The organism is Streptomyces sp. NPDC056224 (assembly GCF_042267665.1).
Classification (GTDB): Bacteria; Actinomycetota; Actinomycetes; order Streptomycetales; family Streptomycetaceae; genus Streptomyces.
The window spans coordinates 17420-43059 of record NZ_JBHJTK010000001.1; the positions used below are offsets into that span (position 1 = coordinate 17420).

At 72.1% G+C, this 25640-nt stretch carries 21 protein-coding genes and 1 pseudogene; 10 read left to right on the forward strand and 12 right to left on the reverse strand.

Translation table 11 applies throughout. From position 1 onward, the window contains the following. Positions 1-23: 23 nt before the first annotated feature. From ACFCZ1_RS00100 to ACFCZ1_RS00110, 3 genes are all read right to left on the reverse strand, one after another. Positions 24-1394: a sensor histidine kinase gene (locus ACFCZ1_RS00100; protein ID WP_376676019.1), complete on the reverse strand. Its 1371-nt coding sequence runs from the start codon at positions 1392-1394 to the stop codon at positions 24-26. Then, entirely contained in the window at positions 1391-2095 is a 705-nt protein-coding gene (locus tag ACFCZ1_RS00105; RefSeq protein WP_376676020.1) for a response regulator transcription factor, read from the reverse strand. The genes ACFCZ1_RS00100 and ACFCZ1_RS00105 overlap by 4 nt, the downstream gene beginning before the upstream one ends. Positions 2096-2864: 769 nt before the next feature. Beyond that, positions 2865-4841, reverse strand: a complete 1977-nt coding sequence (locus ACFCZ1_RS00110; RefSeq protein WP_376676021.1) for a galactose oxidase-like domain-containing protein — start codon at positions 4839-4841, stop codon at positions 2865-2867. A gap of 330 nt (positions 4842-5171) precedes the next feature. On the opposite strand from ACFCZ1_RS00110, the gene ACFCZ1_RS00115 reads away from it, so the two are divergent. Continuing rightward, a complete protein-coding gene (locus tag ACFCZ1_RS00115; RefSeq protein ID WP_376676022.1) occupies positions 5172-7436 on the forward strand; it encodes a Dyp-type peroxidase in 2265 nt (754 codons plus the stop codon). 270 nt (positions 7437-7706) lie between these two features. Here the strand turns inward: ACFCZ1_RS00115 and ACFCZ1_RS00120 are convergent. Continuing rightward, a pseudogene (locus ACFCZ1_RS00120) lies at positions 7707-9228 on the reverse strand (aldehyde dehydrogenase family protein). 53 nt (positions 9229-9281) lie between these two features. Then, positions 9282-10610, reverse strand: coding sequence for a GAF domain-containing protein (locus ACFCZ1_RS00125; protein ID WP_376676023.1), 1329 nt, complete (start codon positions 10608-10610; stop codon positions 9282-9284). A 273-nt stretch (positions 10611-10883) separates the two neighbouring features. On the opposite strand from ACFCZ1_RS00125, the gene ACFCZ1_RS00130 reads away from it, so the two are divergent. Further along, a complete protein-coding gene (locus tag ACFCZ1_RS00130; RefSeq protein ID WP_189967292.1) occupies positions 10884-11066 on the forward strand; it encodes a hypothetical protein in 183 nt (60 codons plus the stop codon). A gap of 205 nt (positions 11067-11271) precedes the next feature. Here the strand turns inward: ACFCZ1_RS00130 and ACFCZ1_RS00135 are convergent, their stop codons facing one another. Both ACFCZ1_RS00135 and ACFCZ1_RS00140 read right to left on the reverse strand, forming a co-directional pair. Continuing rightward, positions 11272-11727 (reverse strand): SAM-dependent methyltransferase, encoded by a 456-nt coding sequence (locus ACFCZ1_RS00135; RefSeq protein WP_376676744.1) that lies wholly within the window; start codon positions 11725-11727, stop codon positions 11272-11274. A gap of 32 nt (positions 11728-11759) precedes the next feature. Beyond that, complete coding sequence (locus ACFCZ1_RS00140; RefSeq protein ID WP_376676024.1) at positions 11760-12539, reverse strand: hypothetical protein; 780 nt, start codon at positions 12537-12539, stop codon at positions 11760-11762. Between the two features lie 134 nt (positions 12540-12673). On the opposite strand from ACFCZ1_RS00140, the gene ACFCZ1_RS00145 reads away from it, so the two are divergent. Then, positions 12674-13588, forward strand: coding sequence for an oxygenase MpaB family protein (locus ACFCZ1_RS00145; RefSeq protein WP_376676025.1), 915 nt, complete (start codon positions 12674-12676; stop codon positions 13586-13588). 63 nt (positions 13589-13651) lie between these two features. Here ACFCZ1_RS00145 and ACFCZ1_RS00150 read toward each other — a convergent pair whose 3' ends face one another. Beyond that, the gene (locus ACFCZ1_RS00150; protein WP_376676026.1) at positions 13652-14251 is read right to left on the reverse strand and encodes a class I SAM-dependent methyltransferase; all 600 of its coding nucleotides are present in this window, start codon (positions 14249-14251) and stop codon (positions 13652-13654) included. Between the two features lie 178 nt (positions 14252-14429). On the opposite strand from ACFCZ1_RS00150, the gene ACFCZ1_RS00155 reads away from it, so the two are divergent. The 5 genes from ACFCZ1_RS00155 (at position 14430) to ACFCZ1_RS00175 (ending at position 19462) form a co-directional block, all read left to right on the forward strand. Continuing rightward, positions 14430-15209, forward strand: a complete 780-nt coding sequence (locus ACFCZ1_RS00155; protein ID WP_376676745.1) for an MHYT domain-containing protein — start codon at positions 14430-14432, stop codon at positions 15207-15209. Between the two features lie 194 nt (positions 15210-15403). Beyond that, complete coding sequence (locus ACFCZ1_RS00160; protein WP_376676027.1) at positions 15404-17977, forward strand: nitrate- and nitrite sensing domain-containing protein; 2574 nt, start codon at positions 15404-15406, stop codon at positions 17975-17977. Then, positions 17977-18420: a roadblock/LC7 domain-containing protein gene (locus ACFCZ1_RS00165; RefSeq protein ID WP_376676028.1), complete on the forward strand. Its 444-nt coding sequence runs from the start codon at positions 17977-17979 to the stop codon at positions 18418-18420. The genes ACFCZ1_RS00160 and ACFCZ1_RS00165 overlap by 1 nt, the downstream gene beginning before the upstream one ends. A 17-nt stretch (positions 18421-18437) precedes the next feature. Next, positions 18438-18818, forward strand: a complete 381-nt coding sequence (locus ACFCZ1_RS00170; RefSeq protein ID WP_376676029.1) for a DUF742 domain-containing protein — start codon at positions 18438-18440, stop codon at positions 18816-18818. Beyond that, positions 18818-19462, forward strand: coding sequence for an ATP/GTP-binding protein (locus ACFCZ1_RS00175; protein ID WP_376676030.1), 645 nt, complete (start codon positions 18818-18820; stop codon positions 19460-19462). The genes ACFCZ1_RS00170 and ACFCZ1_RS00175 overlap by 1 nt, the downstream gene beginning before the upstream one ends. Positions 19463-19513: 51 nt before the next feature. Here the strand turns inward: ACFCZ1_RS00175 and ACFCZ1_RS00180 are convergent, their stop codons facing one another. Beyond that, complete coding sequence (locus ACFCZ1_RS00180; RefSeq protein ID WP_376676031.1) at positions 19514-19951, reverse strand: PPOX class F420-dependent oxidoreductase; 438 nt, start codon at positions 19949-19951, stop codon at positions 19514-19516. 106 nt (positions 19952-20057) lie between these two features. Between ACFCZ1_RS00180 and ACFCZ1_RS00185 the strand changes: the two genes are divergently transcribed. Further along, a complete protein-coding gene (locus tag ACFCZ1_RS00185) occupies positions 20058-20456 on the forward strand; it encodes a roadblock/LC7 domain-containing protein (RefSeq protein ID WP_365916468.1) in 399 nt (132 codons plus the stop codon). 227 nt (positions 20457-20683) lie between these two features. Then, positions 20684-21550, forward strand: coding sequence for a DUF6397 family protein (locus tag ACFCZ1_RS00190; protein WP_376676032.1), 867 nt, complete (start codon positions 20684-20686; stop codon positions 21548-21550). Here the strand turns inward: ACFCZ1_RS00190 and ACFCZ1_RS00195 are convergent. From ACFCZ1_RS00195 to ACFCZ1_RS00205, 3 genes are all read right to left on the reverse strand, one after another. After that, the gene (locus tag ACFCZ1_RS00195; protein WP_376676033.1) at positions 21514-21915 is read right to left on the reverse strand and encodes a YchJ family protein; all 402 of its coding nucleotides are present in this window, start codon (positions 21913-21915) and stop codon (positions 21514-21516) included. The genes ACFCZ1_RS00190 and ACFCZ1_RS00195 overlap by 37 nt on opposite strands. A 101-nt stretch (positions 21916-22016) precedes the next feature. Beyond that, on the reverse strand, positions 22017-22925 hold the full coding sequence (locus ACFCZ1_RS00200; RefSeq protein WP_376676034.1) for an acyl-CoA thioesterase: 909 nt from the start codon (positions 22923-22925) through the stop codon (positions 22017-22019). A gap of 49 nt (positions 22926-22974) precedes the next feature. Further along, complete coding sequence (locus ACFCZ1_RS00205; RefSeq protein ID WP_376676035.1) at positions 22975-25497, reverse strand: DEAD/DEAH box helicase; 2523 nt, start codon at positions 25495-25497, stop codon at positions 22975-22977. Between the last annotated feature and the right edge of the window lie 143 nt (positions 25498-25640).

The window sequence follows — 25640 nt, forward strand, 5'->3', positions numbered from 1 at the left end:
AAAGATCTCTGCACCGGAAAGCTCTACGCCTCGTTCCACCCGTGCCCGTCCTCAGGCCAGAGAGGAAGATCCAGTACGACGGTCAGTCCGCCGCCCGGGGTGTCCTCAAGGCGTGCCGTACCGCCGTTGACGGTGACCAGCCGGTGCACGATGGCCAGCCCCAGGCCCGTGCCCCTGGCCTCGGGGTTGCCGAACCGCCGGGAGGCCACCGCCTTCGCCTCGTCGTTCATCCCGGGACCGTCGTCCCGCACGAACACCCGGGCCATACCCCGCACCGTGCCGTGGCCGAGGGTGATGCTCCCGCCGGCGTCCGAGGCCTCCACGGCGTTCGCGATCAGGTTGTCGAGGATCTGCTCCAGATGACCCGCGCCCAGCGCGATGGACAGGGCCGGCCCCTCAGACGCGGCGGCCAGCCGGACGCCGTGCTCCTCAGCGACGGGCGACCAGGCGGCCACCCGCTCGGCGATCACCTCGTCGACCCGCACCGCGGTCGGGCGCGGTGTCGCCTGCTCGGCGCGCGCGACCGCCAGGAGCCCGTCGACCAGTCGGGACAGCCGTGCGATCTCCTCCTGCGCGGCGCCCAGCTCCGCGGCAGTGTCTCCCTCGGCTTCGGCGGCCAGGACGTCGACGCGCAGCCGCAGCGCTGTCAGCGGGGTGCGCAGCTGGTGGGACACGTCGGCGATCACGGCCCGGTGGCCGTGGACCAGGGCCTCCGTGCGGGCCGCCATCGTGTTGAAGGTGGCGGCCAGCCGACGCACCTCCGGCGGGCCGGCCCCGACCTCGGCCCGCGCGTCGAGGGCGCCCTCGCCCAGCCTCCGGGCGCTGGCGTCCAGCGTCGACAACGGGCGGCTGACCCAGCGGGCGAGCCGTACGGACAGCAGCGCGGACGCGGCAAGACCCGCGACACCGACCGTCGCGGACCAGCCCCAGATCGCCATAGTCCGGGCATCCAGTGGGCCGGCGGAGCGAGCCAGCACGACGGCCCCGGTAGGGCGGCGCACCTCTCCGGCCGGTTCCGCGGCCAGCAACGACCCCTCGAGCTCCGGCGGCTCCGGCTCATGCCCGGCCAGCACCGCCTCCACCAGCTCCTCCGCCTCCTCGCCCTGGGCCGCCGTACACGGGGTACTGGCCACCAGGCGCCCGGCGGCGTCGTACACCGCTGCGCAGTCCCCCGCCCGGGCCGCAGCGTCCAACTCCTGGCGCATGACGGTCGGCGGCTTCTTGTCGGACAGGTGCTCCTCGGCGGCCGCTGCGATCACACGCGTGGCCGCCCGCTGGCTGTCGCGATAGGCCACGTGCTCACGCGCTGTCAGCGACACCGCCAGCGGTACGACCGCCAGCACCAGCAGCACGGAGGTCAGGACCAACAGTGTCCACGTGATCCGACGAGTCACGACCGCTCCTGCGGCACGTCGACCGCCCCGAGCCGGAACCCCTGCCCGTAGACCGTCTCGACCAGCCCCGGCACGCCGAGCTTGCGGCGCACCGCCGCAACATGTACGTCCAGTACCTTCGTCGGCCCGTACCAGTGGGCGTCCCACGCCCGCTCCAGGATCTGCTGCCGACTCACCACCCGGCCCGGATCGGCGGCCAGGCACTCCAGAATCGCGAACTCCTTGGGCGTCAGCGTCACCTCGCGCCCGTCGACCGCGACCTGGTGGGTCCGGAGGTCGACCGTCAGCGGCCCGTGCCGCAGGATCTCCGGCTCCGCCGGACGCCGACGGCGCCTCACGGCCCGGATCCGCGCCAACAGCTCGGCAAGACCGAACGGCTTGACCAGATAGTCATCGGCACCCTCGTCCAGGGCCACCACCCGGTCCGCCTCCTCACCCCGCGCGGTCACGGCGATGATCGCGACGTCCGAACGCGCCCGCAGCCTCCGGCACACCTCCACACCGTCGATGTCCGGCAGGCCCAGATCCAGCAGGACGACGTCGGGTGTGGGCGCCGACAAGGCCGCCCGCCCGGTCGGCACACTCTCGGCTTCGTATCCGGCCTGCCCCAGACCGCGCACCAAGGACTCCGCGATGCCCCGGTCGTCCTCCACGACCAGCACCCGCGTATCCTCGGGATCGCCCCTGGTCTGCGCGTTCATGTTTGCTGCCCGCCTTCCGGCTGAGGGATCGGCCACGCCGACTCTCCCAGGCTGCGTCCATGCCCCTGTCGACGGTAGGGGCCGTTCGGGTCCCTGTGCGACAGGCGGACCCACACCGACTCGGTAGGCCCACAGCCCTCGGATGTCGCGCGAGCGGCACGGCGACTGTGCGGCCCCGTGCCGGTCGAGCAGCTCCGTGACGAGGGAAGGAAGTTCGCCCTCCGTGGTGCGCTGACGACGGCCCGGTAGGCGGCGCGAGGTTCTCGTGCGGGAAGCCGAGGATCACGGCGAGGGTGCCGGCGGTGCGGCGGGCGTTCTGTGGCCTCCGTGCCAGCGGCCGGTTGGGTCGCTCAGAAGAACCCGAGCCTCCTCGGCGAGTAGCTGACCAGCAGGTTCTTGGTGTGCCTCTCGCACCGCCACGGCGTGTGGGCGCTTGTGCCGGGCGATCTACTCGACACCGACGGGTGGTGTTCGGCACCGGGATTTCAGGGCGCCCCCGCGGAACTGGCCGGGTACGACGCGATCGTCGGCCTGCTCGGCGACTCCCTGCCCACCGAGCTCGCCTGGTCGGCGGACGAGCCGTGGGTGGAAGTCCGGCGGCGACTGTGCCCAGGCCCCGGCCGTGCCGGGGAGCTGGCTGCACCGGCCGCCCGCCCATCCCCCGGCCACCATGAGGGGCAGCGGGGCTCACGTGGGCGGTACGCGTGGAGTGCCCCCAGCCGTGTCCCGCGACCAGGCTGGGGGTTCGTCCCGGAGGTGCCGGCGGGTGTCAGCCGCCGGTCTTCGCCTTCGTGGCGGTGGCACCCGCGGCGACCGTCGGGGGCTTGAGCTGGATCCAGCCCGCCTTGCTCGGTGCGCCTTCCTCGTTGAGGAGGAAGAGCATGTAGTGGCCGGGCGGGGCCGCGGCGGCGGTCGGTGGGGCCTGGAGCTCCAGGAAGTTGCCGCTGCGGCTCTTGATGCGTAGTTCGAGGTGACGCTGGCTGGTGTTGATCGAGTGGGTGGCGGTGGTCGGGGCCAGTAGGACGGCGCGGGTGACGTCGCTGGGCGTGCTGGTGCTGACCGTGATCTTCTCGTTGTAGGCGACGCTGGGGTTGAAGATCAGGCCGAGCGCGGGGCGGTTGCCCTGGTGGAGATAGGCGGGCTCGTAGATCTCGATGCTGCCGTTGTTGTTGTCGGTGATGTCGGGGTCGTTGGCGAGCTGCTGGAGCTCGTCGCCCGTGACCATGACTCGGCCGTCGGGGAGGACCACGGCGTTGGAGTGGTAGCCGCGCGGAAGCCGCTGGACGGGGCCGAGCTTCCAGTCGCCGTTCTCGTCGCGCAGTTCGACCTGGCGGTACTTGAGGTCGGCGTTGGGGTTGTACGGCCCGTTGCCGTAGTCGCGGATGTCGAAGGCACCGTTGACGGTGAGCAGGTTGCCGTTCGGCAGGAGCAGGGTGTCGTCCTGGGTACGGCCGAAGGCGCGGGGCTTCTCGGTGTTCCACTTGCCGCCGGCCAGACGGTAGGTGTTCGGGTCGTTGCGGTCGCCGCCGAGGACCAGGACCGAGTCGGGGCCTCTGAAGCCGGCCGGCAGGGGCACGGCGGAGCCGTAGTTGCGCCTCCACTCCCCGCCGTCCGGGCCCGGCTTGGCCTTGTTGATGTCCGGGCGGTTCGGCAGGTCGGTCCTGGTGTCGGCGGCGGTGTCGAAGAGCCATTGCTGGTCCACGGAGCGGCCGAGTCCGTAGATCTTCCCGTCGCGCAGCGAGAACAGCTGCGGATAGTCCCACTTGAAGGGGGCTTCGGTCTTGAGCTGGTCCACTCCCCAGCCGATCGGCTTGACCGACTTCTCGAAGGGCACCTGGTGGGTCGCGGCGGGGAAGCGCTCGACGACGGGGGTGGGGGTGCCCCAGCCGAGCTCCGACTGACCGGACATGATCACCTGGCGTCCGTCGGCGCCGGTGACCACGCTCGGGTACCACCGGCCGACGGACATGTCCTTGTTCAGGTACCACTCCTCCGCCCACGGGTCGAAGACCAGGGACAGCTTGGCGCCGCTGCCTCCGTTGCCGCCAAGGTTGCCGCCGAAGACGCCGAGCATGCCGTTGGGCAGGTAGGAGTGGCCGGCGCAGAAGAACGGGGCCGGGCGGGGTTCGTTCTTGCCGTCGGGCATGTTGATGACCGGCGGCTTCTTCTCGGTGAACGCGCTGGCGCCGGTCCCCTTGGCGGGGTCCCAGATCCAGGCGCGGCCCGCGTTCTCCTTGCCGATGGTTTGGGTGGGGGCGGGCTCATTCTGCGGGTTGGTCTCGATCCGCTCGAAGGAGAACAGCAGGACCTTGCCGGTGGGCAGCAGCGCGATGTGGGCCGCGAAGTCCGGGGACTGGAAGTACTCCTGGAACCGGCCGAACTCCGCCGCGTCGAAGGACGCGTTGGCCTTCTCCTGGGAGGCGGTCAGCGCCTTGAGCCGCTCCGTACGGGTGGTCTGCGGGTACTCGCCGACGCCGGCCATGGCCATCCGGGTGCGGGCGTGCTCCTCGGCGTGTTCCTTGCCGAGCGTCGCAGCCTCCTCCGGGTCGACGGTGACCGGTGCGCTCGCCGCCCGGGAGGCGGGGCCGTACGGGACGGCATCGCCCTCGTCTCCGTGACCGGTGTGGGCGAGTACGGGGCCTGCCGACGCCAGGGCCATGGACACGGCCATCGCGGTGGCGGCGCAGACTGAGATCGCCGTGGCGAGCCTCCGGCGGGCGGGTAGGCGCGGATTGCTGCGGGACATGGGACTCCTTGCTGGCGAGAGGAAGGCACAGCGGCCCCGACTGGAGGGACACGGCTGACATGGGCTGCGCCGGGACTGCCACATGTTCACGCACAGTGACGAGATTCAGCGTTGAGGCGCGCCGGTCGCCTGTCACCCCGAGACGTGCAGGCGGGTGACTCCGACCAACCCAAAGGTTTCTGCACGCCCTCTACCAGCGCATTCGAGGCGTGAATGGGGGCGGTCGGCGTAATCGGCCAGTCGGTCGGCGGGCGGGCGTGGGAGTGCCGCGTACGTTGTTGATTACTCTGCGCAGCATCGGCGTGGAGGTGTCGATCTTCTGGAGAGAGCATGGTGGACGATCTCAAGCTGCGTGAGAGCGACGACATTCAGGGCGATGTGATCGCCGGCTTCAAGAAGGACCGGATGACCCTGCTGTTCCTCAAGTTCGAGGACGCGGCGCGGGCGCGCACCTGGGTCAAGGCGCTGGAACCGCAGATCTCCACGACGCGGCAGGTGGCCGTCTTCAACGCCGCCTTCAGCAAGGCCAGGAAGGCCTCGGCCGGCGACGACCCGAAGGCACTGAAGGCCACCTGGATCAACGTCAGTTTCACCTACGAGGGCCTGCGGCAGCTGACCGGCAAGGATCCGCTGCCCTCTGTCAAGCCCGGCAGCGGCCTGGAGGCATTCAAGCAGGGCTCGGACAAGCGGGCACTCGGGGACACCGGCGACAGCTCGCCGGAGATGTGGCTCTTCGGCAACGGCAAGGGTCAGGTCGTCCACGCCGTGCTCACCGTCGCCTCGGACACCGTCCAGGACCTCCTGGCGACGGTCAGACAGCAGCGCGAGGCGTGCGCCGCGGCCAAGATCGTGATCGTGTTCCAGCAGGACGCCGCCACCCTGACCGGCAGCCGGAGGGGGAAGGAGCACTTCGGCTTCAAGGACGGCGTCAGCGAGCCCGGTGTCATCGGCTTCGACGAGCCGGACCCCGTCAAGCCCGCGTACGTCAAGGGACATCACGGCACCCGGCTGATCCCGCCCGGCGAGTTCGTCGTCGGGCACGACCGGGTCGGCGGCGTGCCGCACGAGACGCCCGACTGGGCTGACAACGGCAGCTTCCAGGTGGTGCGCCGGCTCGGCCAGGACGTCCCCGGCTTCTGGTTCCAGGTCGCCGGTCAGCTGAAGGCGCTCAAGCAGGCCAAGGTGGTGCCGCCCGAGGCCACCACGGAGTGGCTGGCCGCCCGCCTCGTCGGCCGGTGGCGGTCCGGCACCCCCGTCGCCACGTGCCCGAATGCCGACCGACCCTCCAGCGCGCTGGCCGGGGAGGACAACGACTTCGGCTACCGCAACGACCCCGAGGGCTTCATCACCCCGCTCTTCTCGCACCTGCGCAAGACCAACCCCCGGGACGGCCTGCAGGAGAAGCCCGGTGATCCGCCGTTCGACGAGAATCCGGTGATGGACCGCCGCCGGATCATCCGCCGCGGCGCCCCGTACGGCGCGCCCTTCGACCCCGCCTCGGAGGGCCCCGGAGGGCCCGACGAGAAGCGCGGCCTGCTCTTCGTCTGCTACCAGTCGGACCTTGTGCAGCAGTTCGAGTTCATCCAGAAGGCATGGATCGACAGCCCGGACTTCCCACCCAACCGGACCAACAAACCCGGCCCTGACGGAATGGTCGGCGCCGCCGGCAAGCTCAGCTACGAGACCCCAGGCAAGACCACGCAGCTGAGCCTGAGCCAGTTCGTCTTCACCGAGGGGTCCGTCTACGCGTTCGCTCCCTCGCTGACCCTGCTACGGCTGCTCGGTGACGGCCGGCTCACCGACAAGCCGCCCACCGTAGTCCGGCCGACCGACGCCTTCCTGCCCATCCCCGACATGCAACGGGACAAGGGCAAGAGCTGGTATTGGGCGTATGGGGCGGGCAGTGACGGCGCCGTCTGCCGAGCCGTCTCCATCGCCGACGGGGACGAGCACACGGACGTCATCGAGCGCCCCGACCGGCCGCTGACCATGTGGCCGTGCTACATCGGAGTGACGAAGGTCGACGCGGTCCTGCCCGTCCCGGACGAACAGCGGATCAATGGCCGCAGCCGGTTCTGGCTGTTCCACACCGTCGAGGGCCGGCAGGTCTACCGGCGGATCTGGATCGCCGACGGCGCCGAGTCCGGGCTCCTTCCCGAGCAGGCGGCCGGGACCGACCTGCCGGACCGTTCGCTCTCCGCTTGGGCCTCGTTCAGCGGCATCGAAAGGGTGGACGCCTTCCTGCCGGTGCCCGACATGCAGCGGGTGAACGGCAAGAGCCACTACTGGGTCTTCCACACCCTTATGGGTCGTCAGGTCTACCGGCTCATCTCGGTCGCCGACGGCAGGATGCACCAGGACGCCCTCGAGCGCGGCGACCGAGGGCTCGACCTGTGGCGATCACTGACCGGGATCACACGGGTCGACGAATTCCTCGCGGTCCCGGACATGCAGCGGATCAACGGAATGAGTCTGTTCTGGGTGTTCCACCAGGACCAGTACCGGATCATCGTGATCCGCGACGGCCACGGACACGAGGACCAGATCACGGTCGAGGACCGACCCCTGACCATGTGGAAGTCCCTGACGGGCTGACGGATGCCCTGCCCTCGGCCCTCGGGAGCGGCCGCTCGACCATGGGCCACCGCATCCCCGCCACGGCCGCCCCGGGGGCCCGGCCGTGGCGGGACCGGAGAGGCGGGCGTGGCGATCGCGCCGGCCCGTGCATGGCCCGGATCTTCTCTATGAAGTGAGATATCGGAGGCAAGTGAACTCTGCGATCACCCGACTTCGGTAGCCGTCTCGAGACCAGGGCCGCGGTGCCTGGCCGACCGTTTGCGCAGGTCAGGCACCATGCTCAGCTTCTTAGAAGTAGCCGAGCTTTTTGGGGGAATAGCTTACTAATAAGTTCTTCGTCTGCTGGTAGTGCTCCAGCATCATCTTGTGGGTCTCGCGGCCGATGCCGGACTGCTTGTAGCCGCCGAAGGCCGCGTGCGCCGGGTACGCGTGGTAACAGTTCGTCCAGACGCGGCCCGCCTGGATCGCGCGGCCCGCGCGGTAGGCGGTGTTGATGTCACGGGTCCACACGCCGGCGCCCAGGCCGTAGGCCGTGTCGTTCGCGATCCGCACCGCGTCGTCGAAGTCCTGGAACGAGGTCACCGACACCACCGGCCCGAAGATCTCCTCCTGGAAGATCCGCATGCGGTTGTCGCCCTCGAAGATGGTCGGCTGGACGTAGAAGCCGCCCGCCAGGTCGCCGTCGAGTTCCTGGCGCAGTCCGCCGGTGAGGATCTTCGCGCCCTCCCTCTGGCCGATCTCCACGTACGACAGGACCTTCTTCAGCTGCTCCTCCGAGGCCTGCGCGCCGATCATCGTGTCCGTGTCCAGCGGATGGCCCGGAACGATCAGTTCCGTTCGCGCTACCGCCGCGTCGAGGAAGTCCCCGTACCGGCCCCGCTCGATCAGGGCGCGCGACGGGCTGGTGCACACCTCGCCCTGGTTGAGGGCGAACATGGTGAACCCCTCCAGGGCCTTGTCGCGCAGGTCGTCGTCGGTCGACCAGATGTCGTCGAAGAACAGGTTCGGGCTCTTGCCGCCGAGTTCCAGGGTGACCGGCTTCAGGTGCTCGGCCGCGTACTGCATGATCAGCCGCCCGGTGGCGGTCTCTCCGGTGAAGGCGATCTTCGCCACGCGCGGGCTGGAGGCCAGCGGCTTCCCGGCTTCCTCACCGAAGCCGTTGACGATGTTCACCACGCCCGGCGGCAGCAGGTCCACCACCAGGCTCAGCCAGTAGTGCACCGACGCCGGGGTCTGTTCGGCCGGCTTGAGCACCACCGTGTTGCCCGCCGCGAGCGCGGGGGCGAGCTTCCACACCGCCATCAGGATCGGGAAGTTCCACGGGATGATCTGGCCGACCACGCCCAGCGGTTCGTGGAAGTGGTACGCCACGGTGTCGTCGTCGAGCTGGCTCAGGGCTCCCTCCTGCGCGCGCAGGGCCCCTGCGAAATAGCGGAACTGGTCGACGGCCAGCGGCATGTCGGCCGCCAGGGTCTCCCGTACCGGCTTGCCGTTCTCCCACGTCTCCGCGACGGCGAGCGCCTCCAGGTTCTGCTCCATCCGGTCCGCGATGCGCAGCAGGATCGTGGACCGCTCCGTCGCGGAGGTCCGCCCCCAGGCAGGTGCGGCCGCGTGTGCCGCGTCCAGCGCGCTCCACGTCCTCCGCCGTACCGCGCGCGACCTCGGTGAAGGTCTGCCCGTTGACGGGGGAGGGGTTCGCGAAGTACTGACCGCGGGCGGGCTCGGCGTACTCGCCGGCGATGAAGTGGCCGTAGCGGGACGCGTACGACATGAGCGCCCCCTCGGTACCGGGCGCAGCGTAACGGGCCATGGTGTCCTCTCCTGCCGGGCGCGGGCCGCCGTCGGACAGCGCTCGCCAGGAGGCTAGGAGCGGGCAGGTTGCGGGTACGTTGCACGCCCGCGGCCGCCCGGCCGAGCGGGCTCGCGCACCGCGGCCCCGCGCGCGCCGAACTCCCGGTCCAGGGCGTGTACGCGGGCCAGCGCGGCCGGCCGGCCCTCGGGCGGCAGCGCAGCCGCCAGTGCCCGCCACGCCTCCCGGTCGTCCGCGCCCCACGGACTGCACACCCAGTCGGTCAGCAGGCCGCTGTCCGCCCGGGCTATCACGGCGGCCCGCGCCTGGTCCTCGATCCGACGGCGCAGCCGGACGATTCCCGGCGCGGTGGAGGCGGGCAGGAGGGGGCCAGGGTAGTGGTGGAGGGCGGCGGACACCGCTCCGGCGGCCAGGTGCCGGGTCAGCGCGGTGAAGTCGGCGTCGAGCGGACCGGCCGTGCGGTAGGGCCGCGAGAGCGGGGCTGCGGGCCCCAACAGTGTGCGCAGCCGGGAGATTTCGGCGCGCAACGTCACCGGTGACACCGACTCGTCCTCATACAGCGCGATCGCGAGCTCCTCGCCCGACAGACCTTCCGGGTGCTGCGCGAGGAGCGCCATGATCTCGCTGTGCCGCCGCCCCAGCCGCACCCGGCGCCCCCCTGCCACCAGCAGCGCCTCGTCCTGACCGAGCGCGGCCAGGGTGTCCCGGGCGGCCGGCCCGCCGCGGTCGGCCAGCGCGAGCTGGGCCTCCGCCGCCCGCGCCACCGCCTGCACGAAGGCGAGGGAATGGGGGTGGGCGAGGCCGTCGCCGCCGGTGATGTCCACCGCGCCCAGCACCCTGCCCGTCCGCGGATCGCGGACCGGGGCCGCCGCGCAGGTCCACGGATGGACCCGGCGGCTGAAATGCTCCGCCCCGAAGACCTGCACGGGCTCACCGACCGCGACCGCCGTACCGGGAGCGTTGGTGCCCATCGCGGTCTCCGCCCAGCACGCGCCGGGAACGAAGCCGAGCCGCTCCGCCCGCCGCAGCGTGTCCGGCTCGCCCTCCACCCACAGCAGACTGCCCTGCGCGTCGCACACCGCCAGCAGATGCGCCCCGTGCGCGGCGAAGGCCCCGACGAGGTCCCGGAACAGCGGCATCACCCGGGCCAGCGGGTGCTGCTCGCGGTACGGCCGCAGCTCCGCCGCCGCCAGCTCCACCCGGGGCGCGCACTCCGGGCTGACCCGGGCCCGGGCGCACCGCCGCCAGGACTTCGCGATGATCGTGCGGACCGGCGCCTCGACCCGCCCCTCCAGGGTGAACGCGGCATGGGCCCGGCGCAGTTCCCGCGTCCGCTGCGCGGGATCGGTTCCGCCCGGCAGCGCCACCGAAGGATCGTGCACGTCACCCTCCCGTGTGCCGCGGTACCCGGAGCGCCCCCATCGTCGTCCCGGCGCCGGCCCCGGACAAGCGGTACGTCAGCCAGTGCGCAGGCCGGTCCGCGCCGAGCCCCCCGGCCGGAGATCTCGGAGGCCACGTGTCCGGTGCCCCTGGTTACGGGGTGGAGGGCGGCCGAGGCGCCACCGCGTCGCGCACGCGTCAGGGGGCTCGGGAACGCGAGGTCGCGGTGGTGCGTTGAGGGGGTAGTGGTCGACGGCAGGAGGAGGTGTCCGCGGATGTCCACGAGCGGAAAGGTCGCGGTTGCCGGTGTAGTGGCAGCCATCGTGTTGTTCTGGGCGGTCGGGTTCTGGGCGGGGCTGCTGGTGCTGATCGGCGTGCCGGCTGCCGCCTACCTCCTGCTGGACTCCTCTCAGCGGCGTCGACTGCGGGGTATGTCCAGGAAGCAGATAGGCCGCTGACGGCGGCAGGGCCGGCCGGGTTCCGCCTTCGGCGCGGAGTCCGGCCGGCCCGCGGCAAGGGAGGGTGGGGCAGCCCGGTCCGCCGGCCTGGCGGCCGTCCCGGATTCCGGGCGGCGGGGAGCCGGAGCGGTGTCCGGCTCCGGCCCCGGCCGACCGGCTCCGGACAGGGGACGATGCCGGCGGTCCGTGCCGGCGCGGCGCGCGCTCAGTAGTAGTCGCGCATCAGCGCGGTCGCCCACTCGGGCTGCCGGGAGTCGCCCCGCGGACCGAATTCCGCCATGTACGGCTTCAGGTCGAGCACCGGCGTGCCGTCCACCGCGTCGAGGCCCTCAACGTGCACGTCCAGGCCGTCCACCTTCACCACCCGGCACCGCGAGACACCCAGCCGGTTCGGCCGGTTCTTGCCGCGCTGGGCGAAGATGCCGACCAGCGGCCAGTCCGGGTTGCCGCGCGGGCGCCGCGCACCCGTCTCGGCCTTCTCCACCGGCACCCGGTCGAAGTGGTAGACGACCTCGACGTGCGAGAAGTCCTCCAGCCCGTACAGCGCCTCCGGGCCGAACCGGCGGCCGTCCAGGCGGATCACCGGCGTCTCACGCCCCCAGTCGTCGTCGGCCACCTCCGCACGGCCGCCCACCACCACGCCCACCGGCTCGCACTCCACCGTCACGGCTCTCCTCGGATTTCCGCTCGCGGTCAGGCCGGGCGCACCGCGACGCGGTCCAGCGCCGCCAGCAGTTCCGGCAGGTCATGCTCCCCCTCCCGGGGGACCGTCAGCACTTCGCCCGGCTCCTCGTCGAGCAGGACGAAGGCGGCGTCACCGGTACGGGCCACCAGCGACCAGCCGGGCCCGTCCACCCGCAGGGTCCGGGCCCCCTCACCCGCGAAGGAGGACCGCACCCGCCCGGGCGGCGGCGGCGTCAGCGTGTACTCCCGGGCCTCCTCCAGCGCCCGCGACAGCCCGGGATGCGCGGCGGCCGCCGCGCCGCCGTCCGTCGCCACGCGCTCACGCCAGTCGGCCCACTGCCGCGCGATCTGGTCCGCGGCCATCCGCCGCTGCACCGGCCCCCACGCCTCGGCCGACGGCGGCGCCAGGGGCACCCGTCCCGTGCCGTCCGCGCCCTGCTCCGGATCGTGCGGCTCCGGGATCCCCGACGCCGCCACCGACAACTCCAGCGGCCACCCGGCGAGCGAGATCACGATCGACCGCTCGTCGGGCGACAGGTCGTACTCCATCCCGCAGTCCCAGGAGGCGATGGCCGTGGCCACGAGCGAGACGTCGTCCACGACGACCGTCCAGCGCGCGCCCTCCTCGTCCTGGCCGAGCACCAGCCCGTACCCGTCCCCGCCCGGAGCCACGCCCAGCTGGGAGCAGGCCTCGGGGAAGTCGTCGCCCAGGATGCTCGGGAACTGCGCGGGGGTCAGCAGCACGGCGGTCAGCACGTACAGCGAGCCGCCACCCTCGTCGTCGGACACCTGGCCTCCTGGTAGCTCTCTCGTCGGCGCACCTTAACCAGCGGGTAACCCGCACGTCGAGAGCCTGCGGCCGACGATTTCCAAGGCCGCTGCCTGCACGTAGAGTTGGGGACCCGCCACAGAAAGGGACACCGGTGCAGCGATACGACCGGCTGAGGGAGATCCTCCGTCTCGACCCCGACAAGGATTTCCTCGCCATCTACCGGCTCACCGCCACCTACGAGTTCCCCTGGGACTTCACCCGCGCCCTGGAGCTCGCCCTCTTCCGGACCTACGCCGTCCCCTCCATCGGCGGCCTGCTGGCCGAGACCGCCGAGTTCACGGACCGTACCCAGAAGCGCTACGACGACACCGCGCTGCTCCTCGACGCGGTCGTCGAGCACGGTTTCGACAGCGATACCGGGCGCACCGCGATCCGCCGCGTCAACCAGATGCACCGCAGCTACGACATCACCAACGAGGACATGCGCTACGTCCTGTGCACCTTCGTGGTGATTCCGTCGCGCTGGCTGGACGCCTACGGGTGGCGTCCGCTGACCCACCACGAACGCCGCGCCTCCGCGAACTACTACGCCACCCTCGGCCGTCACCTGGGCATCAAGGAGATTCCGGGCTCCTTCGAGGAGTTCGAAACCACCCTGAACGCCTATGAAGAGGCCCATTTCGGCTGGGACGAGGGCGGCCGGAAGGTCGCCGACGCCACCCTCGACCTGATGGCCTCCTGGTACCCGGCGCCGCTCGCCCGTTCCGTCCGCGGCGCGAGCCTCGCCCTCCTCGACGAACCGCTGCTGAGGGCCTTCCGCTACGAGCGCCCGCGCCCACCGGTCCAGCGGCTGGTCCAGGGCGCCCTGCGGCTGCGCGGGCGCGCGGTACGGCTGCTGCCCCCGCGAAGGGACCCGCACTACGCCCGCCAGAACCCGGAGATCAAGAACTACCGGGGAGGCTACGACGTGGGCGAGCTCGGCACCTTCCCCGTGCCCGGCGCAGGCGGCTGCCCCGTTCCCCACCCCCGGCGGCCGGCCGGAGCCGAGGCCCAGCCTCCGGCGTGATCCCGTGGCCTCCGCCGACCCCGGGCGCGTGGCCGACGTAGAGGCGGGTCATGTTCCGACCCGTCACGGGTGGCGTACGGCCAACGCCAGGAAGCGGGCGTCCTCGTCGGCGTACGAGGTCATCTCCCAGCCCGAACGGGACAGCAGCGGACCGAGGTTGGGCTCGGCCCGCAGGTCCTGCGGGGTCAGCTCGCGGCCGTGGCGGGCGGCGAGGGCGGCTCGCCCGATCGGGTGAAAAAGCGCGAGCCGGCCGCCGGGGCGGACCACCCGGGCCAGTTCGCGCAGGTTGGCCTCGGGGTCGGGCAGGTGGGCGATGAGGCCGGCCGCGAACACCGCGTCCAGTGCCCCGTCGCGCAGCGGCAGCCGGGCCACGTCGGCGAGCAGCAGCGCACCGTCCGCGGCCCGCCCGGCCCGCTGTGCGGCGGCCAGCATCCCCGGCGTGAGGTCCGCGCCGAGCACGATGCCGGCGGGCCCGACCGCGGCGCGCAGCGGGGCCAGGGCCCGCCCGGTGCCGCAGCCCGCGTCGAGCACGCGGTCGCCGGGCCGCAGGCCGAACTCGGCCACGGCGGTCGCGAAAGCGGGCGCGTCGCCGGGGAACTTGCGGTCCCAGTCGGCGGCGCGCGCTCCGAAGAACTCCTGCACGTGTGTGTGGTCCTCGCTCATGCGCCCATGATCCCTCACATTCGCGCCCCGGACGGAGCCGCGGACCGTGCGCAAGGTGGCGCGTGGCGCGATCGGAGAAGAACGTATCTCTGTCATATTCCAGCAGTTCCAGCGTCTTTCGAAATGCTCCCCTTGTTCGCGCCCTCACCCGGACTAGCGTCCGGTGGCCATGGGACACCTGGGACATCTGGACCACGCCGCCTACGGCTGGCTGACACCCGCGCTGTCGTACCTGATGGCATCGACCGGCGCCGCCCTCGGGCTGCGCTGCACCGTCCGCGCGCTCGCCGCGACCGGACCCTCCCGGCGCAACTGGCTCCTCACCGCCGCCTCCGCGATCGGCACCGGCATCTGGACGATGCACTTCGTCGCGATGCTCGGCTTCGAGGTCACCGGCACCGAGATCCACTACAACGTGCCGCTCACCATCCTCAGCCTGATCGTCGCCATGCTGGTCGTCGGCGCCGGCGTCTTCGCGGTCGGCTACGGCAAGCGACGCGGACGGGCGCTCGTCCTGGGCGGCCTCACCACCGGCCTCGGCGTCGCCAGCATGCACTACCTGGGCATGGCGGCCATGCGCCTGCACGGAGCCGTCTCCTACGACCCGCTCACCGTCGGACTCTCCGTCGCCATCGCCGTGGTCGCGGCCACTGCCGCCCTGTGGGCCGCGCTCAACATCGAGTCACCGGTGGCCGTGGCCGTCGCCTCCCTGGTCATGGGCGCCGCCGTCAGCAGCATGCACTACACCGGGATGATGGCCGTCGCGGTCAGCGTGAGCCCCTCGGACTCCGTCCTGCCCGGCGCCACGGCCATGCAGTTCGTCTTCCCGCTCGCGGTCGGGCTGGGTTCCTACCTGTTCATCACCGCCGCGTTCATCGCGCTCTCCCCGACGGCCGACGAGCGGGCCGCGTCCGCATCCGCCCGGCGCCCGGGGGAGCACGCCGTGGCGGCCCATTGAACACACCGGACCCGCCCGACGCGCGTACGCACCACGCAGCCGCAGCCGCAGCCGCAGCCGCAGCCGCAGCCGCAGCCGCAGCCGCAGCCGCAGCCGCAGCCGCAGCCGCAGCCGCAGCCGCAGCCGCACGCGCACCGCACGACCGCACGACCGCACGACCGCACTTTCAGGTACCGCCCCGGAACGAGGAGCCCATGCGCACACCCCGCAGAAGACCGGAAGCAGCGGCGCCGCGGCTGCCCGCGCCTGCGGACGGCCGCGCCACGCCCACAGGCCGCCGGGCCCACGCCGGGCCGCCGGCCGACGAGCCCGCGGAGCAGGTGGCCCACCAGCCCGCCCCGGCCGCCCCCACCGCACCCCACCTCCGCGCCCCGCGGCTGCGCCTGCGCCCCGCCACCGTCCGCGCGAAGATCGTCTCTCTGCTGATGGTCCCGGTCGTCTCGCTGCTCGCCCTCTGGGCCTTCGCCACCGTCAGCACCGCCCAGGACATAGCCCGGCTCAGCCGCGTCCAGCGGGCCGACACGGAGATACGCACCCCCGTCGCCGCCGCCGTCACCGAACTCCAGGCCGAACGCCGCGCCGCCGTCCGCCTCCTCGCCGACCCCGCCGCGGACCCGGCCGCCCTGGACCAGCAGGCGCGCCGCACCGACACCGCCGTCGGGCGGCTGCGCCTGGGTGACCGCAACACCGTCGCCGAATCCGGTGGCTACGGCTCGGACATCGTGGTCCGCCTGGGCGTGTTCGTCGCCGACGCCGAGGCACTCGGCTCGGCCCGCAAGGACGTCACCGGCCGACGCGCCACCCCGGAGGCGGCCTACGAGATCTACACGCGCGTGGTCGACTCGGCCCTCGCCGTGAGCGGCGCACTGACCGGCGGGGAAGACGCCGAGCTGGGCCCGGACTCCCGCGTCCTGCTCGAATTCGCCCGGGCCGGGGAACTCCTCTCCCGGGAGGACGCGTTGCTCGCCGTACCGGGTCAGCGCACCGCTGAAACGCTTCGGCATCTGACCGGAGCCATCGAGACCCGCCGCGCCCTCACCGCCGCAGCGGCCGACGACCTCCCCACCGCCCAGCGGGACTCCTGGCAGTCCGTCACCAAGAGCGCCGCCTACGCCGACCTCACCGCCGCCGAGGACCGCGCGCTGGCCGCCGGCACGGCCAAGGAGGCCCGCGGCATGCCCGCCGGGTGGGAGGCGGCCTTCACCTCCATCAGCGTCTCCATGCGGGAGATCGAGGGAGCCGCGCACGCCGCGGCCGCCGACCGGGCCGACCCGGTCGCCGAAGGAGCGCTCGGCCCGGCCGGCGCCGCCGTGCTGCTGGGCCTGGCCGCGGTCGCCGCCTCGCTGGTCATCTCCGTGCGCATCGGCCGCGTCCTGGTCGTGGAGCTGGTCTCGCTGCGCAACACCGCCCTGGAGATCGCCCGCCGCAAGCTCCCGTACGCGATGGAGCGCCTCCGCGCGGGCCAGGAGATCGACATCGCCGCCGAGACCCCGTCCGGGCCCCCGGCCGACGACGAGATCACGCAGGTCGGCGAGGCGCTCGCCACCGTCCACCGGGCCGCGCTCAGCGCCGCCGTCGAGCGGGCGGAACTGGCCAGCGGGGTCTCCGGGGTGTTCGTCAACCTCGCCCGCCGCAGCCAGGTCCTCGTACACAAGCAGCTGACCCTCCTCGACTCGATGGAACGCCGCGCGGACGACCCGAACGAGCTGGGCGACCTCTTCCGCCTCGACCACCTGACGACCCGGATGCGCCGGCACGCCGAGAGCCTGATCATCCTCTCGGGGGCGGCCCCTGGCCGGGCCTGGCGGATGCCGGTCCCCCTCACCAACGTCGTACGGGCGGCCGTCTCCGAGATCGAGGACTACCCGCGGGTGGAGGTGCGCCAGCTCGTGGAGGCCGCCGTGGTCGGGGGAGCCGTCGCCGACCTCACCCACCTGCTGGCCGAACTCATCGAGAACGCCGCACAGTTCTCCCCGCCCCACACCAAGGTCCGGGTCAGCGGCGAGCCGGTCGGCGCCGGGTACGTACTGGAGGTCGAGGACCGGGGGCTCGGCATGGGTCGCGAGACCCTCGACGACGCCAACCGGCGCATCGAGCAGTCCGAGGCGCTCGACCTCTTCGACAGCGACCGGCTCGGGCTGTTCGTCGTCAGCCGCCTCTCGGCCCGCCACGGCGTGAAGGTGCACCTGCGCACGTCGCCGTACGGAGGCACCACCGCCGTGGTGCTGCTGCCGAACTCCATGCTCCAGAGCGCGATCACGGCCGGAGCCGCCGAGCCCGGCCCGGGCCGGGCCCCGGCAGGGGAGACGGGCGCGGCCGCGGAGCGGGCGGTGGCGCAGGGAGCGGCTGCGGGAGCCGCGAGGACGGAGCAGCCTCCCGCCATGCGCGCCGCACGGGAGGACCCGCGCGGCCTGCCGGGCCGGGACCCGGACCGCATCCCCGCAGCCGAGGAACCGCGTCCCGCCCCGGTGGCGGCGCTGCGGCCGCGCGCTCCCGGCGGCGCGGTGACCCGTACGCAGGCGGCGGCACCGCCCACGGCCCCTGCCGCCTCGGTGACGGAACTGCCGCGCCGGGTGCGCCAGGCCAGCCTCGTCCCGCAGCTGCGCGAGGCCCCCGCCCCGAAGGACCCGGCCGGCGCGCGGCTCGCCGAGGAGGCTCCGGGCCGCAGTCCGGAGCAGGCCCGGGACCGGATGGCGGCCTACCGGGCCGGCTGGGTGCGCGGCGCCCAGGACAACTCCCCTCACGCAGGCAGCGAAGGAGAACGGTGATGATCGAACATCAGAGGACCGGCCGGGGCGGCGTCCGCAGGTCCGGTGAACTGGACTGGCTGCTGGCCGACCTGGTGGTCCGGGTCCGGGAGGTCCGGCACGCCGTGGTCCTCTCCAACGACGGGCTGCCGGTCGGTGCTTCGAGCGCCCTGTGCCGGGAGGACGCGGAACACCTGGCCGCCGTCGCATCCGGCTTCCACAGCCTGGCGAAGGGTGCGGGCCGTCACTTCCACGTCGGGGGCGTGCGCCAGACGATGGTCGAGATGGACGACGGCTTCCTCTTCGTCGCGGCCGCCGGGGACGGCTCCTGTCTGGCCGTACTCAGTGGTGCCGGCGCCGACATGGGGCTGATCGCCTACGAGATGGCACGGCTGGTGAAGCGCGTCGGCGAACACCTTTACACCCCGCCCCGGTTCGCGGCGCGGCCGCCGGCCGCCGGCTGAGGGCGGCGGTCCGGCACATGGACGGCCAGTGGTACGACGCCGACGCGGGCCCGCTCGTGCGTCCGTACGCCGTGACCGGCGGGCGGACGAAACCAGGACCCCACGGGGTCCGCTTCGACCTCATCGCGCTGGTCGTCGTGGATCCGCAGGGCACCGACGAGGCGGCCGAGTCGCTCCTCGGCCCCGAACACCGGGCGCTGCTCGGACTCTGCCGGTCCGAGACCCAGTCGGTGGCGGAGCTCGCCGCCGACGCGGACCTGCCCGTGGGGGTGGTGCGGGTGCTCCTCGGCGACCTGCTGGAGGGCGGGCACGTCAAGGTCAGCAGGCCGGTACCGCCCGCACAGCTGCCGGACGAGCGGATTCTGAGGGAAGTCATCGAGGGATTGCGAGCACTGTGATGGGACAGCACGACAACGGATCCGCCCCGGCCGCGGATCCCGGCGAGGACGGCGAACTGGCCGCGCTCGCGTTGAAGATCCTGGTGGCGGGCGGCTTCGGGGTGGGCAAGACCACTCTGGTGGGCGCGGTCAGCGAGATCAGGCCGCTGCGGACGGAGGAGACGCTGAGCGAGGCGGGCGAACTGGTCGACGACACCGGTGGGGTGGACCAGAAGACGACCACGACCGTGGCGATGGACTTCGGCCGGATCACCATCCGGTCCGGGCTCTCCCTGTACCTGTTCGGCACGCCGGGGCAGGACCGGTTCTGGTTCCTGTGGGACGAACTGTCCCAGGGGGCGCTGGGGGCGGTGGTGCTCGCCGACACGCGTCGGCTGGAGGACTGCTTCCCGGCGGTGGACTACTTCGAGCACCGGCGCATCCCGTTCGTGGTCGCCGTCAACTGCTTCACGGACGCGCGGCGGTACGGGGCGCACGACGTGTCGCGGGCGCTGGACCTGGACCAGGGGACGCCGGTGGTGCTGTGTGACGCGCGGGACAAGGACTCGGGGAAAGAAGTGCTGATCAGGCTGGTCGAGTACGCCGGGCGGGTGCACACCGCCCGGCTGCTGGACTCGGTGGAGCCGCAGGCCGATTCGGTGTGACCCGGACCGGCCCGCGGGAGGCGGGGTGAGGCTGTGGGCGGGCAGCCCCCCTCAGTCCGCCACCCCGCCTGCGGTGATCACCTTGTCGATGGGGACCCTGACCAGGAGTTCGGTCGGGACGGCGTTGCGGCGGCCGAAGGCTTCCGCGCGCTCCTCGCCCATGTAACGGGCGGCGATCGTGGTCGCCCAGGCGAGCATCTCGTCCTCGTGCCCGGCGTGTTCAGTGATCTGGGCACGGCCCTGGAGCACGACGTAGGAGAACGGCGGACGGTCGTCGTCCACGCACAGCGCGACCCGGCCGTCACGGGCCAGGTTCCGTCCCTTCACCGTGTCCTTGCCGGTGTTGAACACGAAGGAGTCGCCGTCGAGCACGAACCAGATGGGAGCGATGTGGGGACTGCCGTCCTCACGGACGGTGGAGAGCTTCCCGGTGCGAGTGGAGTGGGAGACGAACGCCCGCCATTCCTCTTGAGTCATCTTCTTCGCCATGGGGACATCCTCCTTGCCGGAAAGGGGCTGGTGGGGAAGGCTTGCGGCACGACTACGCGGGGCGGGGCGCGGCCATGTCGGCCGCGTCGACGGGGAGGGGTTCGCTATGGCACTGGACAAGCAGCTCGACTGGCTGCTGGACGACCTGACGCGCAGGGTCCAGCAGGTACGGCACGCGGTGGTGCTGTCCAACGACGGCCTGGTGACGGGCGCGAGCGCGGGGCTGGCACGGGAGGACGCGGAGCACCTGGCGGCCGTCGCCGCCGGGCTGCAGAGCCTGGCCAAGGGGTCCGGGCGGCACTTCAGGGCCGGCGAGGTCCGGCAGACGATGGTCGAGTACGACGAGGGGGTCCTCTTCGTCATGGCGGCGGGCGCGGGCAGTTGCCTGTGTGTGCTGAGCGCCGCCGAGGCGGACATCGGGCAGGTCGCGTACGAGATGACGCTGCTGGTCAACCGGGTGGGTGAGCACCTGGGCGTCGCGGAGCGGCGCATCACGGGCGGCTGAGTTATCCACAGGGGCCGCAAGGTGTCGTCGCCCTGAGTTACGGTTTTCACGCAGAGTAGTCAACGCTCGTGGGGGAGACCGTGATGAGGCAGATGGGGACGACCGTGCTGCGGGACACCGGGACCGCGGTGTTGCGGGCGGAGGTGGCTGCGGAGGGCCGTGAAGGCGGGCGCCGGGGCGGCCACCGCGTCGGGGGTCGGGCCGGCCACCACGTCGGGGGTCGGGACGTGCGTCAGGACGTGCGTCAGGGCGGGCGCCAGGGCGAGGGTCAGCAGGCCCGTGCGGATGCGCCCGCCGAGCCGCTCGTGGGTGGCGTGCGGGCCGCCGGGGAACTGGGGCTGAGCCGGGGCGAGTTCGCCAGGGCCGTTCAGCTGGGGATCGTGCGGGCGGCAGGGCCGCCCGCGGCCGGCGGGGCCGCGCGGTACGCGCTGGCCGAGCTGGACCGGGTCAGGTCCGCCGAGGGCCGGCCGGGCGGGGAGGAGCGGCCGGGCGGGGACTGGCAGGACGCGCTGCGCGAACGGGTGGCCACCGTGGGCGGAGCGGAAGCGGCGGCGGGGGTGCTGGGGGTCGGCCCGAGCCGGTTCACGCGGCTCGCGCGCTGCGGGCACCTCGCCCCGGTCGGCTACCGGATCAACCGCTACCGGGCAGTGGTGTGGCTCTACCTGGCCGCGGAGCTGAGGGAGTTCGCGGCGCGGGAGCCGGCGATGCTGCGCGGGACCGCACCCGAGGCGGACCGCGAGCTCATGGCGGCCAAGGCGGATCTGCGTCCGCGCAGGTGGCGCGGGCGGCATGTCGGGCTGCTGCTGAGACGGACAGCCGACCCCTGGGAGCGCGCCGCCGTGCTGGCGTCCGTACTCCCGGAGGAAGAGCTGCGGCAGGCCGTGCCCGATCCGGCGGAGCGGATCGTCCTGACCGCCCTCGCCCCGCCCCCGCCGTACGGGCATCCGCAGGTCCCGGTGGCCGCGGCCGTGGCCCTGCGATTGCTGAAGGCCGAGCCGTCGGAGGAGATCCACTGGTACCGCACGAGCCTGGACCTCGCGCTGACCGGGGCCCGCGGTCAGTCGAAGTCGACGGGGGAGAGGGGGCCGACGTAGACCCAGGCCCCGCCCTCGCGGGAGAAGGCGCTGTGCTCGTGGAGGGAACCCGTGTGCCCGCCCTCGCGGTAGTGCGCCCGGAACTCCACCGAACCCTCCGTCTCGAACATCCCGCCGCGCTCGGTGGCGAGGATCTCCAGCCGCTCCCAGCGCTGCCCGGGATCCAGGTCGAGCCGGGGCGGCCGGGTGGAGGGGTGCCAGGAGCGCAGCAAGTAAGCGGTGTCGCCGACCGCGAAGGCGCTGAACCGGGAGCGCATCAGCTTCTCGGCGGTGGGCGCCTGCTGAGCGCCGGAGTGGAAGCGGCCGCAGCACTCCGGGTAGGGGGCGGGCAGCCCGCAGGGGCAGGGGTGGGCCGGGGTGGGCATGGGCGTGCTCGGTTCCTCGTGGATGGCGGGGACTTCGGGGGTCGCTCGGACTACGGCGTTGCTCGGACTGCGGCGTTGCTCGGACCACGGGGCCGCTCGGACTACGGGGCCGTCGGGGCCGATCCGGCGGGCCGGGGCGGCCCGGCGGGGTACGGACGGAAGAGGCCTTCCTGGACCACGGAGACCAGCAGCCTGCCCTCCAGGTCGTAGATGCGGCCCCGGGCCAGGCCCCGGCCGCCGTGCGCGATGGGGGACTCCTGGTCGTACAGGAACCACTCGTCCGCCCGGAACGGGCGGTGGAACCACATGGCGTGGTCCAGGCTCGCCATGTCGAACCCGCGCATCCCCCACAGGGGTTCCACCGGGATGCGCACGGCATCGAGGAGGGTCATGTCACTGGCGTAGGTGAGGGCGCAGGTGTGCACGAGCGGGTCGTCGCCCAGTGGGCCGACCGCCCGCATCCACACCGCGCTGCGGGGATCGGCGTCCTTGAGCTCCTCGGGAGTCCAGCGGAGCCGGTTCACGTACCGGATGTCGAAGGCCTGGCGGCGGGCCATCCGCTCCAGCGCCTCGGGCAGGGCGCCCAGGTGTTCGCGGATCTCGTCCGCGACCTTCGGGAGCGTGTCCGGATGAGGAACGTGGTGAGGAGGCAGCTGGTGCTCGATGCCGCCCTCCTCCGGATGGTGGAAGGAGGCGGTGAGGTTGAAGATCGTCTTGCCCTGCTGGACCGCGGTGACCCGGCGCGTGGTGAAGGACCGCCCGTCGCGCACCCGCTCCACCTGGTACACGATCGGCACCCCGGGGAGGCCGGGGCGCAGGAAGTACGCGTGCAGCGAGTGGACCGGGCGGTCGCTCTCCGTGGTGCGTCCCGCGGCCACCAGTGCCTGGCCGGCGACCTGGCCGCCGAAGACGCGCTGGAGGGACTCCTGCGGGCTGGCGCCGCGGAAGATGTTGACCTCGATCTGCTCCAGATCGAGCAGATCGACCAGTCTCTCGGCGGGGTTCGTCATCAGAGGATCTCCACTGTCGGTGGTGGGGACGGCGGGACGCGGGTGGCGGTCAGAGGGCGCCGAGCTCGCCGACCGAGGTGACCCGGATGACGGCCCGGCCCTCCTCGTCGGAGGCCGCGAGGTCGACCTCGGCGCTGATGCCCCAGCCATGGTCCCCGTTGGGGTCGGCGAAGGTCTGGCGGACGCGCCACAGGCCGTGCGCCGGGTCCTCCTCGATCTGCAGCAGCTTCGGACCGCGTGCGTCGGGGCCGGTGCCCAGGTCGTCGTACTCGTCCCAGTACCCGTCCATCGCCTCGCCCCAGGCATCGGCGTCCCAGCCGGACTCGGCGTCCAGTTCACCCAGCACGTTGACGTGGTCGAGGGCGGCCAGCTCCACCCGCCGGAACATCGCGTTGCGGACCAGGACGCGGAAGGCGCGCCCGTTCGCGGTGACCGGCTTGACCTGGTCGGCCTTCTCCTGGGCCTGCTCCGCGGTCTCCACCTCCGGGTTCGCCAGCTGCTCCCACTCGTCGAGCAGGCTGGAGTCCACCTGGCGGACCAGCTCGCCGAGCCAGGCGATCAGGTCCTGGAGGTCCTCGGACTTGAGGTCGTCGGGGATGGTGTGGTCCAGCGCCTTGAACGCGCTGGCCAGGTAGCGCAGCACGATGCCCTCGGTCCGGGCCAGTTCGTAGAAGGAGGTGAACTCGGTGAAGGTCATCGCGCGTTCGTACATGTCGCGGATGATCGACTTCGGGGAGACGGGGTGGTCGCGCACCCACGGGTGGCTCTTGGCGTACACGTCGTAGGCGTGGAAGAGCAGTTCTTCGAGCGGCTTGGGATAGGTGACGTCCTGGAGCCTCTCCATCCGCTCCTCGTACTCGATCCCGTCGGCCTTCATCTGGCCGACCGCGATGCCGCGCTCCTTGTTCTGCTGGGCGGCCAGGATCTGGCGCGGGTCGTCCAGCGTGGACTCCACGACGGACACCATGTCCAGCGCGTAGGAAGGGGACTCCGGGTCCAGCAGGTCGAAGGAGGCGAGTGCGAAGGTGGAGAGCGGCTGGTTGAGCGCGAAGTCCTGCTGGAGGTCGACGGTGAGCCGGATGGTGCGGCCCTCCGCGTCCGGGGTGTCGAGCTTCTCGACCACCCCGCCGTCCAGCAGCGAGCGGTAGATCGCGATGGCGCGGCGGATGTGCCGCAGTTGGGCCTTGCGCGGCTCGTGGTTGTCCTCCAGGAGGTGGCGCATCGCCTGGAAGGCGTCGCCCGGCCGGGCGATGACCGACAGCAGCATGATGTTGGTGACCTTGAAGCGCGAGGTCAGCGCCTCCGGGTCGGCGGCGATGAGCTTCTCGAAGGTGATGTCCGACCACGCCACGAAGCCCTCGGGAGCCTTCTTGCGGACCACCTTGCGGCGCTTCTTCGGGTCGTCGCCCGCCTTGGCGAGGGCCTTCTCGTTCTCGATGACGTGTTCGGGCGCCTGGGTGACCACGTAGCCCGCGGTGTCGAAGCCCGCCCGCCCGGCGCGGCCGGCGATCTGGTGGAACTCGCGAGCGCGCAGGGTGCGGACCCGGTTGCCGTCGTACTTGGTCAGCGCGGTGAACAGCACCGTGCGGATCGGGACGTTGACGCCGACGCCGAGGGTGTCGGTACCGCAGATGACCTTCAGCAGACCGGCCTGGGCCAGCTTCTCGACCAGGCGCCGGTACTTGGGCAGCATGCCGGCGTGGTGCACGCCGATGCCGTGCCGGACGTAGCGGGACAGGTTCTGGCCGAACTTGGTGGTGAAGCGGAAGTTGCCGATCAGGTCGGCGATCTTGTCCTTCTCCTCGCGGGTGCACATGTTGATGCTCATGAGCGACTGCGCCCGCTCGACCGCCTGGGCCTGGGTGAAGTGCACGATGTAGACGGGAGCCTGCCGGGTCTCCAGCAGTTCGGTGATCGTGTCGGTGATCGGCGTGGTGACGTACTCGTACGAGAGCGGGACGGGCCGGGTCGCGGAGCGGACCACCGAGGTGGGCCGGCCGGTGCGCCGGGTCAGGTCCTCCTCGAACCGCTTCATGTCGCCGAGGGTCGCGGACATCAGGATGAACTGCGCCTGCGGCAGTTCCAACAGCGGGATCTGCCAGGCCCAGCCGCGGTCCGGCTCGGCGTAGAAGTGGAACTCGTCCATCACGACCTGGCCGATGTCGGCGTGCTTGCCGTCGCGCAGGGCGATGGAGGCCAGCACCTCGGCGGTGCAGCAGATCACCGGGGCGTCCGCGTTCACCGAAGCGTCGCCGGTCAGCATGCCGACGTTCTCGGTGCCGAAGAGCTTGCACAGGTCGAAGAACTTCTCCGACACCAGCGCCTTGATCGGGGCGGTGTAGAAGGTGACCTTGTCCTGGGCCAGGGCGGTGAAGTGCGCGCCGGCGGCGACCAGGCTCTTGCCGGAGCCGGTCGGGGTGGAAAGGATCACGTTCGCCCCGGAGACGACCTCGATCAGCGCCTCCTCCTGAGCCGGGTACAGGGTGATGCCCTGGTCCTCCGCCCACGAGGAGAAAGCCTCGAAGAGGGCGTCGGGGTCGGCGTTCGGCGGGAGCTGATCAATGAGGGTCACACCCCCCATCTTGCCTGGCTTCTTCCCGGATCAGGGAACCGGCCGTCGGAGCGAAGATCACCGACGGTACGCTGTGCCGTCGATGCGGCCCGGACGAAACAGTCGACCGGGCCCGACCAGCACACCACCGGGGCGGGGAACGA